This window comes from Pseudomonas sp. AC112 (assembly GCF_979253545.1).
The window spans coordinates 1,469,894-1,484,959 of record NZ_CEEDCM010000001.1; the positions used below are offsets into that span (position 1 = coordinate 1,469,894).

The following is a 15,066-nucleotide window of genomic DNA, read 5'->3' on the forward strand; positions in this document are numbered from 1 at the left end:
GCCGCGCCTCGGCCTATTTGCCGAGCGGGATTTTAGGCGCCCACGTCAGCCATTCATCTTCAAACTTGTCGAACAGCGGGAAGGTCTGTTGTGGCCTGGCGGCATTGCCCATGCGCTCGCCGTCCGGTGTCGCGAAGGCGATGCCACCGGCAACCAACGTCTCCAGGGATTCAGTACGCACGGTAGCGCCTTTGAACAGACCGAAGTCGAGGCCAAAGCCACTGGTGTTCCAGAAGCGACTACCACTGCGCACAAGGGGTGCGTACTTGGGTTCGATCAGGATATGGATCAGGACACGGTCAGCGGTTTGGCCCAACTCATAGCCTGTCACCTTGCCCACGGTGACTTCGCGGTAGGTGACTGGTACGCCTTCCTTCAACGAGCCACGGCGTGCGGCGCTGAGTGTCAGGCTCAGGCCGGCTTCCTGGTGGACGGCCTCGGGAGGCTGGTCCAGCGCGACAAAACTCTTTTGCGGGCCGGCGTTTTTCGCGGCCGGTTGCACTTCGATGTATTGCCCGGTGACCAGGGTTTCCAGGTTGGAGGTTTTCATCAGGCCCAACTCGGGCTTGACCACCCAGAACTGGCTGCCGACGCGGGCGATGCGGTCCGCCACCTGGGTGATACGCGCACTGAGCAACACCGACTGCATGTCGGCACTGAGGTCGACACTTTCAATCTTGCCCACGTCCAGGCCTTTGAAGCGCACCGGTGTGCCAGGACGCATGCCGTCGGCGCGGTCGACCTTGATGGTCACCAGGGTACCGTGTTGATTAGCGGCCTCGCGGTCGGCAAAAAGGCGGAAACGTGGGATGCGTTTTTTCAACGGAACGTTGGGCTCGGGCGTTTCGAAGGCGATACCGCCGGCCATCAGGCTGGCCAGGGATTCACTCTTCACCTGAATGCCGCCAGTGAGGCCGCCGGTCAGGGTGACGCCGCTGGCATTCCAGAAACGCGTCGAGCCATTGACCAGGTTTTCGTATTCTTTCTCGATGTGAACGCCGATCACCAATTGCTTGTTCTTGCGCGAGAACTGGTAGCTCTGCACCGAGCCGACCTTGACCTGTTTGTAGAGGATCGGGCTGCCGACATCCAGGGAACCGAGGTTGTCGGTGAACAGCACCATGTGCAGGCCCGGAGAACGCAGATCCAACGGTGGTGCTTTGGCGCGCGCGACGAATTCACGCTGGGGAGCGCTGCCTTTGTCACCCGGGCGAATGGCGATGTAGTTACCTTTGACCAACGCTTCAAGCCCGGTGATGCCTGCCAGGGAGATGGAAGGCTTGACGACCCAGAACTGGGTGTCTTGCACCAGATAATCTTCGGCCAGTGGGTCGAGGGTCAGCTCCGCGTTGGCGCTGGACAGGTCCGGATCAATCTTCAGGGTTTTCAGGCTGCCGACCTGGATGCCTTTGTACATCACAGGTGTGCGACCGGCCTGCAGGCCTTCGAAGTCGGTGAGCTTGACCTTGACCTTGATACCGGCCGCCGCGGCGTCGAAATCTTCGTAGAGGCGAAATGGCAGGCTCGGGTCAGTGGGTGGGCTGTCCTTGCGGTTCTCTGGCGTGGCGAAGGCAATGCCGCCGGCGACGATACTGGAGAGTGACTCACTGCGGACTTTCACGCCGGAGAGGTTGGCGTCGATGCTGATGCCGCTGGCGTTCCAGAAACGCGTGTGTTTGCGCACCAGGCTGGCGTAGGTCGGTTCGATATAGACTTTGATCTCGACGGTGCTCTGGTCTTCGGAGAGCAGATAGCTTTTGACCTGGCCCACTTGAATCTGCTTGTAGAACACCGGGCTACCACGGTTCAGGGAGCCGAGGCGGTCGGCCTTGATCGTCAGGTGCAAGCCTGGCTTGGCGTCAGATAAGGGCGGCTCTTCGGAGAGTGCCTTGAATTTGCGCGTGGGCTCACCGTCGCCTGGGCTGGCGGCGATGTAATTACCCGAAACCAGGGTTTCCAGGCCGGTGATGCCGGCGAGGCTGACGCTCGGTTTGACCAGCCAGAAGCGGGTGTTGGTCTTGAGGTATTGTTCGACGTCCTTGTTCATCTCGATGGTCGCAATCACCCCGCGATTGTTACCTTCATCGTCCAAGGCCAGGGCCTTGACCTTCCCCACTGGCATGCCTTTATAGACCACTTCGGTTTTGTTGACCTGGATACCTTCGCCGCTTTCAAAGCGTACCTGGATATCGATGCCCTGTTGGGAATAGGCACGCCACCCCAGCCAGCCACCGATGATCAGGGCAATCAGGGGCAACACCCAAATAGCCGACCAGTTGGAGGCTGGGCGGGTTTTAGCTTTAGGCAAATCACTCATGGTCGTCGTCCGACTCCGTGTTATCCCAAATCAGTCGGGGATCGAAAGTTACTGCGGCAAGCATCGTCAAGATCACCACACTGGCAAACGCTGCAGCGCCGAGATTGGCCTCGACACTGGCAAGTCGCCCAAAGTTTACAACCGCCACCAGGATGGCGATCACGAAGATATCCAGCATGGACCAACGGCCAATGAATTCGATAAAGCGGTACATCACGATGCGTTGTTGCGCGGACAGCGGCTGGTGACGCTGCACCGAGAACAGTAGCAGACCGATGCCTACCAGTTTGAACGTCGGCACGAGGATACTGGCAATAAACACGACCGCCGCAATAGGAAACATACCGTGCTGCACCAGCTGGATCACCCCGGCCATGATCGTACTGGGATCACCCTGCCCGAGTGAGTTGATGGTCATGATCGGTAACAGGTTAGCGGGGATATACAGAATGGCTGCCGTAATCAGCAACGCCCAGGTGCGGGTGAGGCTGTTGGGACGGCGGGCATGGATCAGCGCACCACAACGCGTACAGGTTTGCTCGTCGGTATCCGGTTCTTGCTTGTTCAATTCATGGCATTCGGTACAAATCAGAATGCCCGCATCAATCGCCCGCATGATCATCCTCCCCTGACAACGCTTGCCAGATCTGGTGGGGCGACATCACCACCTCTAGTAACACTTGAACCATTAGCAGGCTGACGAAGCAGACCAGACCCAGGCCAACAGTGATGGAAGCCATGTCGGCAAGTTTCACGATCGCCACCAGCACGCCCATCAAGTAAACCTCCAACATCCCCCAATCTTTCATGTGATGGTAGATGCGGTACAGCAGCAGTCCATAACTGCGGCCGACCTTCCAGCGGATGCTGAGTAGCACTGCCAATTGACAAAGCAGCTTGAGCAAGGGGATACCCATGCTGCACAGGAAGACAACCGCAGCGACGCCCTGCATGCCTGTATCGAACAGACCAACGACGCCGCTCCACACGGTGTCTTCAGAAGACTGCCCGAGTAGATTGAGCTGCATGATGGGTAGAAAGTTCGCAGGGATGTACAACAGCAGTGCAGCCAGAACCAAGGCGAGACTTCGCTCAACGACATTGTGACGGTGAGCATAAAGCTCGTAACCGCAACGGGGGCATTGGGCTTTTTCGCCAAGGGCGAGCACTGGTTTGCGCATCAGCAAGTCGCACTCATGGCATGCCACCAGGTCGTCCAGTGGTAAATCCGATACCTCAAGGGCATCAACCGGATCGGGCATAGGTAGGGCTCGGACTCTAAAAAAGGTTAGGTGCCTATTCTAGTGTTCTGGTTCAGAAATAACTGTGCAAATTTGTCGGGGGATTCGCGGTGATTGAGTTTTCGACCGCCCAAAACAAAACCCCTGTTTGCGTTAGCAAACAGGGGTTCTGGAATTTAATCTTGACGATGACCTACTCTCACATGGGGAAACCCCACACTACCATCGGCGATGCATCGTTTCACTGCTGAGTTCGGGATGGGATCAGGTGGTTCCAATGCTCTATGGTCGTCAAGAAATTCGGGTACTGAGTCGTGACCAGATGGTCTCGCTTCAGCAAATTGGGTATGTGATAGCTTTCGGTGTTTTGTGAACGTCGAACTTTCGGTTCATTTCGTCTTCACACACCGCAATCTGATGCTCGTTAGAGTAGTCAAATTGCTTGGGTGTTATATGGTCAAGCCTCACGGGCAATTAGTATTGGTTAGCTCAACGCCTCACAGCGCTTACACACCCAACCTATCAACGTCGTAGTCTTCGACGGCCCTTCAGGGAACTCAAGGTTCCAGTGAGATCTCATCTTGAGGCTAGTTTCCCGCTTAGATGCTTTCAGCGGTTATCTATTCCGAACATAGCTACCCGGCAATGCCACTGGCGTGACAACCGGAACACCAGAGGTTCGTCCACTCCGGTCCTCTCGTACTAGGAGCAGCCCCTCTCAAATCTCAAACGTCCACGGCAGATAGGGACCGAACTGTCTCACGACGTTCTAAACCCAGCTCGCGTACCACTTTAAATGGCGAACAGCCATACCCTTGGGACCGGCTTCAGCCCCAGGATGTGATGAGCCGACATCGAGGTGCCAAACACCGCCGTCGATATGAACTCTTGGGCGGTATCAGCCTGTTATCCCCGGAGTACCTTTTATCCGTTGAGCGATGGCCCTTCCATACAGAACCACCGGATCACTAAGACCTACTTTCGTACCTGCTCGACGTGTCTGTCTCGCAGTCAAGCGCGCTTTTGCCTTTATACTCTACGACCGATTTCCGACCGGTCTGAGCGCACCTTCGTACTCCTCCGTTACTCTTTAGGAGGAGACCGCCCCAGTCAAACTACCCACCATACACTGTCCTCGATCCGGATAACGGACCTGAGTTAGAACCTCAAAGTTGCCAGGGTGGTATTTCAAGGATGGCTCCACGCGAACTGGCGTCCACGCTTCAAAGCCTCCCACCTATCCTACACAAGCAAATTCAAAGTCCAGTGCAAAGCTATAGTAAAGGTTCACGGGGTCTTTCCGTCTAGCCGCGGATACACTGCATCTTCACAGCGATTTCAATTTCACTGAGTCTCGGGTGGAGACAGCGCCGCCATCGTTACGCCATTCGTGCAGGTCGGAACTTACCCGACAAGGAATTTCGCTACCTTAGGACCGTTATAGTTACGGCCGCCGTTTACCGGGGCTTCGATCAAGAGCTTCGCGTTAGCTAACCCCATCAATTAACCTTCCGGCACCGGGCAGGCGTCACACCCTATACGTCCACTTTCGTGTTTGCAGAGTGCTGTGTTTTTAATAAACAGTCGCAGCGGCCTGGTATCTTCGACCGGCATGAGCTTACGGAGCAAGTCCTTCACCCTCACCGGCGCACCTTCTCCCGAAGTTACGGTGCCATTTTGCCTAGTTCCTTCACCCGAGTTCTCTCAAGCGCCTTGGTATTCTCTACCCAACCACCTGTGTCGGTTTGGGGTACGGTTCCTGGTTACCTGAAGCTTAGAAGCTTTTCTTGGAAGCATGGCATCAACCACTTCGCTAACTAAAAGTTAGCTCGTCATCAGCTCTCGGCCTTAAGATCCCGGATTTACCTAAGATCTCAGCCTACCACCTTAAACTTGGACAACCAACGCCAAGCTGGCCTAGCCTTCTCCGTCCCTCCATCGCAATAACCAGAAGTACAGGAATATTAACCTGTTTTCCATCGACTACGCTTTTCAGCCTCGCCTTAGGGACCGACTAACCCTGCGTCGATTAACGTTGCGCAGGAAACCTTGGTCTTTCGGCGTGGGTGTTTTTCACACCCATTGTCGTTACTCATGTCAGCATTCGCACTTCTGATACCTCCAGCAAGCTTCTCAACTCACCTTCACAGGCTTACAGAACGCTCCTCTACCGCATCACTTACGTGATACCCGTAGCTTCGGTGTATGGTTTGAGCCCCGTTACATCTTCCGCGCAGGCCGACTCGACTAGTGAGCTATTACGCTTTCTTTAAAGGGTGGCTGCTTCTAAGCCAACCTCCTAGCTGTCTAAGCCTTCCCACATCGTTTCCCACTTAACCATAACTTTGGGACCTTAGCTGACGGTCTGGGTTGTTTCCCTTTTCACGACGGACGTTAGCACCCGCCGTGTGTCTCCCATGCTCGGCACTTGTAGGTATTCGGAGTTTGCATCGGTTTGGTAAGTCGGGATGACCCCCTAGCCGAAACAGTGCTCTACCCCCTACAGTGATACATGAGGCGCTACCTAAATAGCTTTCGAGGAGAACCAGCTATCTCCGAGCTTGATTAGCCTTTCACTCCGATCCACAGGTCATCCGCTAACTTTTCAACGGTAGTCGGTTCGGTCCTCCAGTTAGTGTTACCCAACCTTCAACCTGCCCATGGATAGATCGCCCGGTTTCGGGTCTATTCCCAGCGACTAGACGCCCTATTAAGACTCGCTTTCGCTACGCCTCCCCTATTCGGTTAAGCTCGCCACTGAAAATAAGTCGCTGACCCATTATACAAAAGGTACGCAGTCACAGAACAAAGTCTGCTCCCACTGCTTGTACGCATACGGTTTCAGGATCTATTTCACTCCCCTCTCCGGGGTTCTTTTCGCCTTTCCCTCACGGTACTAGTTCACTATCGGTCAGTCAGTAGTATTTAGCCTTGGAGGATGGTCCCCCCATATTCAGACAAAGTTTCTCGTGCTCCGTCCTACTCGATTTCATGACTAAGAGATTTTCGCGTACAGGGCTATCACCCACTATGGCCGCACTTTCCAGAGCGTTCCGCTAATCTCAAAGCCACTTAAGGGCTAGTCCCCGTTCGCTCGCCACTACTAAGGGAATCTCGGTTGATTTCTTTTCCTCAGGGTACTTAGATGTTTCAGTTCCCCTGGTTCGCCTCTTGCACCTATGTATTCAGTACAAGATAACCATCTTATGATGGCTGGGTTCCCCCATTCAGACATCTCCGGATCAAAGTCTGTTTGCCGACTCCCCGAAGCTTTTCGCAGGCTACCACGTCTTTCATCGCCTCTGACTGCCAAGGCATCCACCGTATGCGCTTCTTCACTTGACCATATAACCCCAAGCAATCTGGTTATACTGTGAAGACGACATTCGCCGAAAATTCGAATTTCTCAACTAAGAGAACTCACAAATTTTACCTTAGCCTGATCCGTTACCAGTGAAAGTAACGTTCAGTCTATCTTTCTATCACATACCCAAATTTTTAAAGAACGATCTAATCAAAGACTAGAAATCAACATTCACCATCAACCTGATGGAATGCTCATTTCTAAGCTTTCATAACTTTCAGAAGCAGTAGTGGTGGAGCCAAACGGGATCGAACCGTTGACCTCCTGCGTGCAAGGCAGGCGCTCTCCCAGCTGAGCTATGGCCCCGTATTTCTACAGGCGTTTCCCACACAAAATTGGTGGGTCTGGGCAGATTCGAACTGCCGACCTCACCCTTATCAGGGGTGCGCTCTAACCAACTGAGCTACAGACCCAATTTCGGGCTGCTTCTTATCGTCTTCTTCAATGAATCAAGCAATTCGTGTGGGAACTTATGGAGCAGCTGATGTCGTCGATTAAGGAGGTGATCCAGCCGCAGGTTCCCCTACGGCTACCTTGTTACGACTTCACCCCAGTCATGAATCACACCGTGGTAACCGTCCTCCCGAAGGTTAGACTAGCTACTTCTGGTGCAACCCACTCCCATGGTGTGACGGGCGGTGTGTACAAGGCCCGGGAACGTATTCACCGCGACATTCTGATTCGCGATTACTAGCGATTCCGACTTCACGCAGTCGAGTTGCAGACTGCGATCCGGACTACGATCGGTTTTATGGGATTAGCTCCACCTCGCGGCTTGGCAACCCTCTGTACCGACCATTGTAGCACGTGTGTAGCCCAGGCCGTAAGGGCCATGATGACTTGACGTCATCCCCACCTTCCTCCGGTTTGTCACCGGCAGTCTCCTTAGAGTGCCCACCATTACGTGCTGGTAACTAAGGACAAGGGTTGCGCTCGTTACGGGACTTAACCCAACATCTCACGACACGAGCTGACGACAGCCATGCAGCACCTGTCTCAATGTTCCCGAAGGCACCAATCTATCTCTAGAAAGTTCATTGGATGTCAAGGCCTGGTAAGGTTCTTCGCGTTGCTTCGAATTAAACCACATGCTCCACCGCTTGTGCGGGCCCCCGTCAATTCATTTGAGTTTTAACCTTGCGGCCGTACTCCCCAGGCGGTCAACTTAATGCGTTAGCTGCGCCACTAAAAGCTCAAGGCTTCCAACGGCTAGTTGACATCGTTTACGGCGTGGACTACCAGGGTATCTAATCCTGTTTGCTCCCCACGCTTTCGCACCTCAGTGTCAGTATTAGTCCAGGTGGTCGCCTTCGCCACTGGTGTTCCTTCCTATATCTACGCATTTCACCGCTACACAGGAAATTCCACCACCCTCTACCATACTCTAGTCAGTCAGTTTTGAATGCAGTTCCCAGGTTGAGCCCGGGGATTTCACATCCAACTTAACAAACCACCTACGCGCGCTTTACGCCCAGTAATTCCGATTAACGCTTGCACCCTCTGTATTACCGCGGCTGCTGGCACAGAGTTAGCCGGTGCTTATTCTGTCGGTAACGTCAAAATTGCAGAGTATTAATCTACAACCCTTCCTCCCAACTTAAAGTGCTTTACAATCCGAAGACCTTCTTCACACACGCGGCATGGCTGGATCAGGCTTTCGCCCATTGTCCAATATTCCCCACTGCTGCCTCCCGTAGGAGTCTGGACCGTGTCTCAGTTCCAGTGTGACTGATCATCCTCTCAGACCAGTTACGGATCGTCGCCTTGGTGAGCCATTACCCCACCAACTAGCTAATCCGACCTAGGCTCATCTGATAGCGCAAGGCCCGAAGGTCCCCTGCTTTCTCCCGTAGGACGTATGCGGTATTAGCGTCCGTTTCCGAACGTTATCCCCCACTACCAGGCAGATTCCTAGGCATTACTCACCCGTCCGCCGCTCTCAAGAGAAGCAAGCTTCTCTCTACCGCTCGACTTGCATGTGTTAGGCCTGCCGCCAGCGTTCAATCTGAGCCATGATCAAACTCTTCAGTTCAAACATCTTTGGGTTTTTAAGAAACCCTAAACTTGGCTCAGCAATCGTTGGTTACATCTTTGATTTCTCGCGGAGTAACTTGTGATGCTGATAATCTTGTTGACTATCAGTCTGACTCCACAAGCACCCACACGAATTGCTTGATTCAGTTGTTAAAGAGCGGTTGGTTAAGATCTTTCGTCTCAACCGAGGCGCGCATTCTACAGCAGCCTCATTTGCTGTCAAGTGATTATTTTCAGAAGTTTTCGAAGATTTCTTCAACAACTTCAACCACTTGCGCTTCCGATCTCTCGTTAGCGGGAGGCGAATTCTACAGCGTTACACGCTGCTGTCAACACCTCTTTTTCTCCGCTTTCGACCGAGAAGATCGAAACGTTAATAGAGCCAAACAACACTGCTCTACCAACTCCTTCTGGGCTTCGATGAACTGAAGCAAGTCGCTGTCGAATTCTGCGTAACTCTTTGTTTACCAAGGAGTTTTCCGTTTCGACTGCGCCGGAAGTGGGGCGAATTATAGACTTCCAGAATCTGCCGTCAACACCTTTTTTCACATTTCTGTCATATCGGTCAAAAAGGACCCAAAAACGCAAAAGCCGGCCCCAAGGGGCCGGCTTTCTAGCCAACCTTACAAACTAGGGAAGGCAAACTGAGACGCTTCATGGCTGGCCCGTTGCGGCCAACGCTGGGTAATCGCCTTACGACGGGTGTAGAAACGCACCCCATCCGGCCCATAGGCATGCAGGTCGCCAAACAGCGAACGCTTCCAGCCACCAAAGCTGTGATAGGCCACCGGCACCGGCAGTGGAACGTTAACGCCCACCATGCCCACTTCAATCTCGTCACAGAACAGACGCGCCGCTTCACCGTCACGGGTGAAGATGCAGGTTCCGTTACCGTATTCGTGATCATTGATCAGTTGCATCGCCGCTTCCAGGCTAGCCACCCGTACCACACACAGCACCGGCCCAAAGATCTCTTCTTTGTAGATACGCATTTCAGGCGTCACATGATCAAACAGACTGCCACCCAGGAAGAACCCCTCCTCGTGGCCCTCAACGCTCAGACCGCGACCATCAACCACCAACTTGGCGCCCGATGAAACACCGTCTTCTATATAGCCACTGACCTTATCCCGAGCCTGCCCGGTCACCAGCGGCCCCATATCCAGGCCGCAAGAGGTGCCCGCACCGATCTTCAACGCCTTGACCTGCGGCACGAGCTTGGCGATCAACGCATCCGCTACCTGATCGCCCACGCACACGGCCACCGAGATCGCCATGCAACGCTCGCCGCAGGAACCGTATGCTGCGCCCATCAGAGCGCTGACGGCGTTGTCCAAATCCGCATCCGGCATCAGTACTGCGTGGTTCTTCGCCCCACCCAACGCCTGGACGCGTTTGCCGCGCTTGGTTGCTTCGGAATAGATGTACTCGGCAATCGGCGTCGAGCCCACGAAACTCAGCGCTTTCACTTCCGGTGCTTCGATCAGCGCATCCACCGCGCCCTTGTCGCCGTGCACCACGCTCAACACGCCTTTAGGCAGACCGGCCTCCTGCAGCAGCTGTGCGATCAATAGCGTCGAGCTTGGATCACGCTCCGATGGCTTGAGGATGAAACAGTTGCCACAGACGATCGCCAGCGGGTACATCCACAACGGCACCATCGCCGGGAAGTTGAACGGCGTGATACCGGCCACTACACCCAGCGGTTGGAAATCCGACCAGGCATCAATGTTCGGTCCTACGTTACGGCTGTACTCGCCCTTCAGAATTTCCGGCGCCGAGCACGCGTACTCGACGTTCTCGATCCCACGCTTCAACTCACCCGCAGCGTCTTCCAGCGTCTTGCCATGCTCTTCGCTGATCAATTGGGAGATACGCGCTTCATTCTGCTCCAGTAACTGCTTGAAACGGAACATCACCTGGGCGCGTTTGGCCGGCGGGGTATTACGCCACGCTGGAAACGCCGCCTTGGCAGCGTCGATCGCCTGTTGAATGGTTTCACGGCTGGCCAGCGGCACCTGGTGGATCACCTGGCCGGTGGACGGGTTGTACACGTCGGCACTGCGACCGCTGTCGTTGACCAATTCACCGTTGATCAAATGCTGGATAAGGCTCATGCAGGGCTCCTGAAAAGTTGTTCTATATAGAAGGAGAAATCAGTCGATCTTGTTCAGCACTTCGCCGACCGCATCGAACAGGCGATCCAGGTCTTGCGGCTTGCTGTTGAAGGTTGGCCCGAACTGCAGGGTGTCGCCGCCAAAACGCACGTAGAAACCTGCTTTCCACAAGGCCATGCCGGCCTCGAATGGTCGCACGATGGCATCGCCGTCACGCGGGGCGATCTGGATCGCGCCGGCCAAGCCGTAGTTGCGGATGTCGATCACGTTCTTGCTGCCCTTCAAGCCATGCAGCGCATTCTCAAAGTGCGGTGCGACTTCGGCCACGCTCTGCACCAGGTTTTCCTTCTGCAACAGGTCCAATGCCGCCAGGCCGGCCGCACAGGCTACCGGGTGCGCCGAATAGGTGTAGCCGTGGGGGAATTCCACCGCGTACTCCGGCGTCGCCTGGTTCATGAAGGTTTGATAGATCTCGCTGCTGGCAATCACTGCGCCCATCGGGATAGCGCCGTTGGTGACTTGCTTGGCGATGCACATCAGGTCCGGGGTCACACCGAAGCTGTCGGCACCAAACATTGAGCCAGTACGGCCGAAACCGGTGATCACTTCGTCGAACACCAGCAGGATGTTGTGTTGGTCACAGATCTCACGCAGACGCTTGAGGTAACCCTGCGGCGGTACCAGCACGCCAGCGGAGCCGGCCATTGGCTCGACAAAGACTGCGGCGATGTTCGACGCATCGTGCAATTCGATCAGCTTGAGCAATTCGTCGGCCAGCGCGATGCCGCCCTGCTCCGGCATGCCACGGGAGAAGGCATTGCTTGCCAGCAAGGTGTGCGGCAAATGGTCAACGTCCATCAAGCCCTGGCCAAACAGCTTACGGTTACCGTTGACGCCACCCAGGCTGGTGCCGGCGATGTTCACGCCGTGGTAACCACGGGCGCGGCCGATCATTTTGGTCTTGGTGGCCTGGCCTTTTAGACGCCAGTACGCACGCACCATCTTCACCGCGGTATCGGCGCACTCGGAGCCGGAGTCGGTGAAGAACACGTGGTTCAGGTTGCCTGGGGTCAGGTCGGTGATCTTTTCCGCCAGTTGGAAGGACAGCGGATGACCGTATTGGAAGCCCGGCGAGTAGTCCAGCGTGCCCAGTTGCTTGGCAACCGCTTCCTGGATTTCCTTGCGGGTGTGCCCAGCGCCGCACGTCCACAGGCCCGACAGCGAGTCATACACCTTGCGGCCCTTGTCATCCGTCAGCCAGCTTCCTTCGGCAGCAACGATCAGGCGCGGGTCACGCTGGAAGTTACGGTTGGCGGTGTACGGCATCCAGTGAGCATCCAGCTTCAATTGGCTGGCCAGGGACGATGGGGCGTTTTCGGGCATGTTCATCAGCAAAACCTCGCAAGGCAAAAGGCAGCGTCGGGATTGAAAAGCGTTGTTGCAGCTAAATTGCCACGGCGATAAAGTCGGTGAAATCCAACTCTTCTAACCTTCAGTCAGGCCTTCACTAAACTATGAGCAGCCGTCGACCCGACCCTTTGGCCCAAGTCAGTGACTTCGATATCCGCCTGCTGCGCATCTTTCGCAGCGTGGTGGAATGCGGCGGCTTTTCGGCGGCCGAAACCGTATTGGGTATCGGGCGTTCGGCGATCAGCCAGCAAATGAGCGATCTCGAACAACGGCTCGGATTAAGACTGTGCCAACGCGGCCGCGCCGGTTTTTCCCTGACCGAAGAGGGCCGCGAGGTTTATCAGTCGGCCCTGCAACTATTAAGTGCCCTGGAAAGCTTTCGCACCGAGGTCAACGGCCTGCACCAGCATCTGCGTGGCGAGCTGATCATCGGCCTCACCGACAACCTCGTCACCCTGCCCCATATGCGCATCACCCACGCACTCGCGCAGTTAAAGGAGCGCGGCCCGGACGTGCAAATCCAGATCCGCATGATCGCTCCCAATGAAGTCGAGCAAGGCGTCCTCGACGGCCGCCTGCATGTCGGCGTGGTGCCCCAGGCCAGCGCACTGTCGGGTTTGGAATACCAGCCGCTGTACAGCGAGCGCTCCCTGCTCTACTGCGCGGTGGGCCACCCGCTGTTCTATGCCGACGATAAGCAACTGGACGATGCGCGCATCGATGCCCAGGACGCCATCGCCCCCACCTTTCGCTTGCCCGCCGAGATCCAGGCCCATTACCAGGCACTCAACTGCACCGCCAGCGCCTCTGACCGAGAAGGCATGGCGTTCCTGATTCTCACCGGCCGCTACATCGGCTACCTGCCTGATCACTACGCCAGCCTATGGGTACAACAAGGCCGACTGCGTGCGCTGAAACCGGCTACACGGTTTTACGATTTAAGCCTCGCATCGGTCACGCGCAAAGGCCGTCGCCCCCATTTGGTGCTGGAAAGCTTCCTCGAAAGCCTGGCTGCAACGCGCTAACTCGGGCCTTGCGCAAAAAGCTGAGCAAATGGACAGCTTTTTGCAAGAGCCCAAGGACCTAGAACCGTCCGACTCGAGTTTGCCCACCATGCCACCAGAATCTTCCAGCCACAGCGACCTGATCTACGGCCTCAACGACCGGCCGAAACCTGCCCCGGCCTTCCTCGCTGCACTGCAACACGTACTCGCCGCTTTCGTCGGCATCATCACCCCGCCGCTGATAATCGGCTCTACCTTGGGACTCACCGCCCATTTGCCCTACCTGATCAGCATGGCGCTGATGGTTTCCGGTGTAGGCACGTTCATCCAGGCGCGTAGACCTTTTGGTATCGGCGCCGGGATGATCTGCCTGCAAGGCACGAGCTTCGCGTTCCTCGGCGCGGTGCTGTCGGCAGGCTTCCTGGTGAAGCAACGAGGCGGCAGCCCGGAGGACATCATGGCGATGATCTTTGGCGTGTGCTTTTTCGGTGCTGCGGTGCAAATCGTGTTGAGCCGGTTTATCGGCCAACTGCGTCGGGTCATCACGCCACTGGTGACGGGGATTGTCATCACCCTGATCGGCATCAGCTTGATCAAGGTCGGCATCACTGACCTTGGCGGTGGGTTCAACGCCGCCGATTTCGGCGCGCCCACCAACTTGGCCCTGGGTCTGTTCGTGGTATTGACGATCATCCTGCTCAACCGCTCCAACACTCCCTGGGTACGCCTCTCGGCAATTATCATCGGCCTGGCGCTTGGTAGCCTCGCCGCCTGGTTCAGCGGCAAACTCGTGCCCCAGGCCCTGCCCGACCTGCCGCTGGTCAGTCTGCCGATCCCCTTCCGCTTTGGTTTCAATTTCGACTGGAGCGCTTTCCTGCCGATCGCGCTGATTTATCTGATCAGCAGCATCGAAACCGTCGGCGACCTCACCGCCAACTGCATGATCGCCCGCCAGCCCATCAGCGGTCCCTCCTATATAAGCCGGCTAAAAGGCGGCGTACTCGGCGACGGCGTGAGCTGCATGATCGCCGCCACCTTCAGCGCCTTCCCCAACACCACCTTCGCGCAGAACAATGGCGTGATCCAACTCACTGGCGTGGCCAGCCGTTACGTCGGCCTCTACATCGGCGTGGTGCTGTTTTGCCTGGGCCTGTTTCCGTTGATTGGTGCGGTGCTGCAGCAAATCCCCAAGCCGGTACTGGGCGGCGCAACCCTGGTGATGTTCGGGAGTGTGGCCGCCGCCGGCGTGCGCATTCTTGCCCAGGCTCCGCTGGACCGGCGCAGCATGCTGATCATCGCCACCTCGTTTGGCGTCGGCCTGGGTATCGCCGCCCAACCGAACCTGCTGCACCTGATGCCAACGCTGGTGCAGAACCTGTTTGACTCGGCCATCACCAGCGGCGGGCTGACGGCCATCGTGTTGTGCCTGCTGCTGCCGGAAAGCAAAGCGCCCATGGCTGCCGCAAACAAAGCGCCGGAAAGCGACAGCCTGGAACCGCTTTGACGGTTTTATTGCATCAGGACTTGTCTGGGGCTTGAGGGTGGGTTATCTGTGCACACGTCGTCTCTATCGATCAGC

7 protein-coding genes, 2 tRNA genes and 3 rRNA genes are annotated in these 15,066 nt (G+C 56.0%); 2 read left to right on the forward strand and 10 right to left on the reverse strand.

Annotated elements, in window-relative coordinates; all coding sequences use genetic code 11:
- Positions 1-13 precede the first annotated feature (13 nt).
- From AC0IYN_RS07050 to aptA, 10 genes are all read right to left on the reverse strand, one after another.
- The gene (locus AC0IYN_RS07050) at positions 14-2,317 is read right to left on the reverse strand and encodes a PqiB family protein (RefSeq protein ID WP_099493957.1); all 2,304 of its coding nucleotides are present in this window, start codon (positions 2,315-2,317) and stop codon (positions 14-16) included.
- Entirely contained in the window at positions 2,310-2,933 is a 624-nt protein-coding gene (locus AC0IYN_RS07055) for a paraquat-inducible protein A (RefSeq protein WP_034101913.1), read from the reverse strand. Before AC0IYN_RS07055 ends, AC0IYN_RS07050 begins: the two co-directional genes overlap by 8 nt.
- A complete protein-coding gene (locus AC0IYN_RS07060) occupies positions 2,920-3,579 on the reverse strand; it encodes a paraquat-inducible protein A (protein ID WP_025859499.1) in 660 nt (219 codons plus the stop codon). The genes AC0IYN_RS07055 and AC0IYN_RS07060 overlap by 14 nt, the downstream gene beginning before the upstream one ends.
- Positions 3,580-3,738: 159 nt before the next feature.
- Positions 3,739-3,854: ribosomal RNA gene (gene rrf, locus AC0IYN_RS07065) — 5S ribosomal RNA — on the reverse strand.
- A gap of 157 nt (positions 3,855-4,011) precedes the next feature.
- Positions 4,012-6,903: ribosomal RNA gene (locus AC0IYN_RS07070) — 23S ribosomal RNA — on the reverse strand.
- 249 nt (positions 6,904-7,152) lie between these two features.
- Positions 7,153-7,228, reverse strand: a tRNA-Ala gene (locus AC0IYN_RS07075).
- Positions 7,229-7,258: 30 nt separating this feature from the next.
- A tRNA-Ile gene (locus tag AC0IYN_RS07080) sits at positions 7,259-7,335 on the reverse strand.
- Between the two features lie 82 nt (positions 7,336-7,417).
- Positions 7,418-8,954: ribosomal RNA gene (locus AC0IYN_RS07085) — 16S ribosomal RNA — on the reverse strand.
- The 16S, 23S and 5S rRNA genes sit together here with 2 tRNA genes alongside, the layout of an rRNA operon.
- Before the next feature lie 625 nt (positions 8,955-9,579).
- Positions 9,580-11,073 carry a CoA-acylating methylmalonate-semialdehyde dehydrogenase gene (locus tag AC0IYN_RS07090; RefSeq protein ID WP_406599355.1) on the reverse strand — a complete coding sequence of 498 codons (1,494 nt, stop codon included), beginning with the start codon at positions 11,071-11,073 and terminating at the stop codon, positions 9,580-9,582.
- 39 nt (positions 11,074-11,112) lie between these two features.
- Positions 11,113-12,462 (reverse strand): omega-aminotransferase AptA, encoded by a 1,350-nt coding sequence (gene aptA / locus AC0IYN_RS07095; RefSeq protein ID WP_065900385.1) that lies wholly within the window; start codon positions 12,460-12,462, stop codon positions 11,113-11,115.
- Positions 12,463-12,587: 125 nt separating this feature from the next.
- Here aptA and AC0IYN_RS07100 point away from each other — a divergent pair, with 125 nt between their 5' ends.
- The gene (locus AC0IYN_RS07100) at positions 12,588-13,508 is read left to right on the forward strand and encodes a LysR family transcriptional regulator (protein WP_078046725.1); all 921 of its coding nucleotides are present in this window, start codon (positions 12,588-12,590) and stop codon (positions 13,506-13,508) included.
- Positions 13,509-13,596: 88 nt separating this feature from the next.
- A complete protein-coding gene (locus tag AC0IYN_RS07105; protein WP_457267732.1) occupies positions 13,597-14,991 on the forward strand; it encodes a uracil-xanthine permease family protein in 1,395 nt (464 codons plus the stop codon).
- The last annotated feature ends 75 nt before the right edge of the window (positions 14,992-15,066 follow it).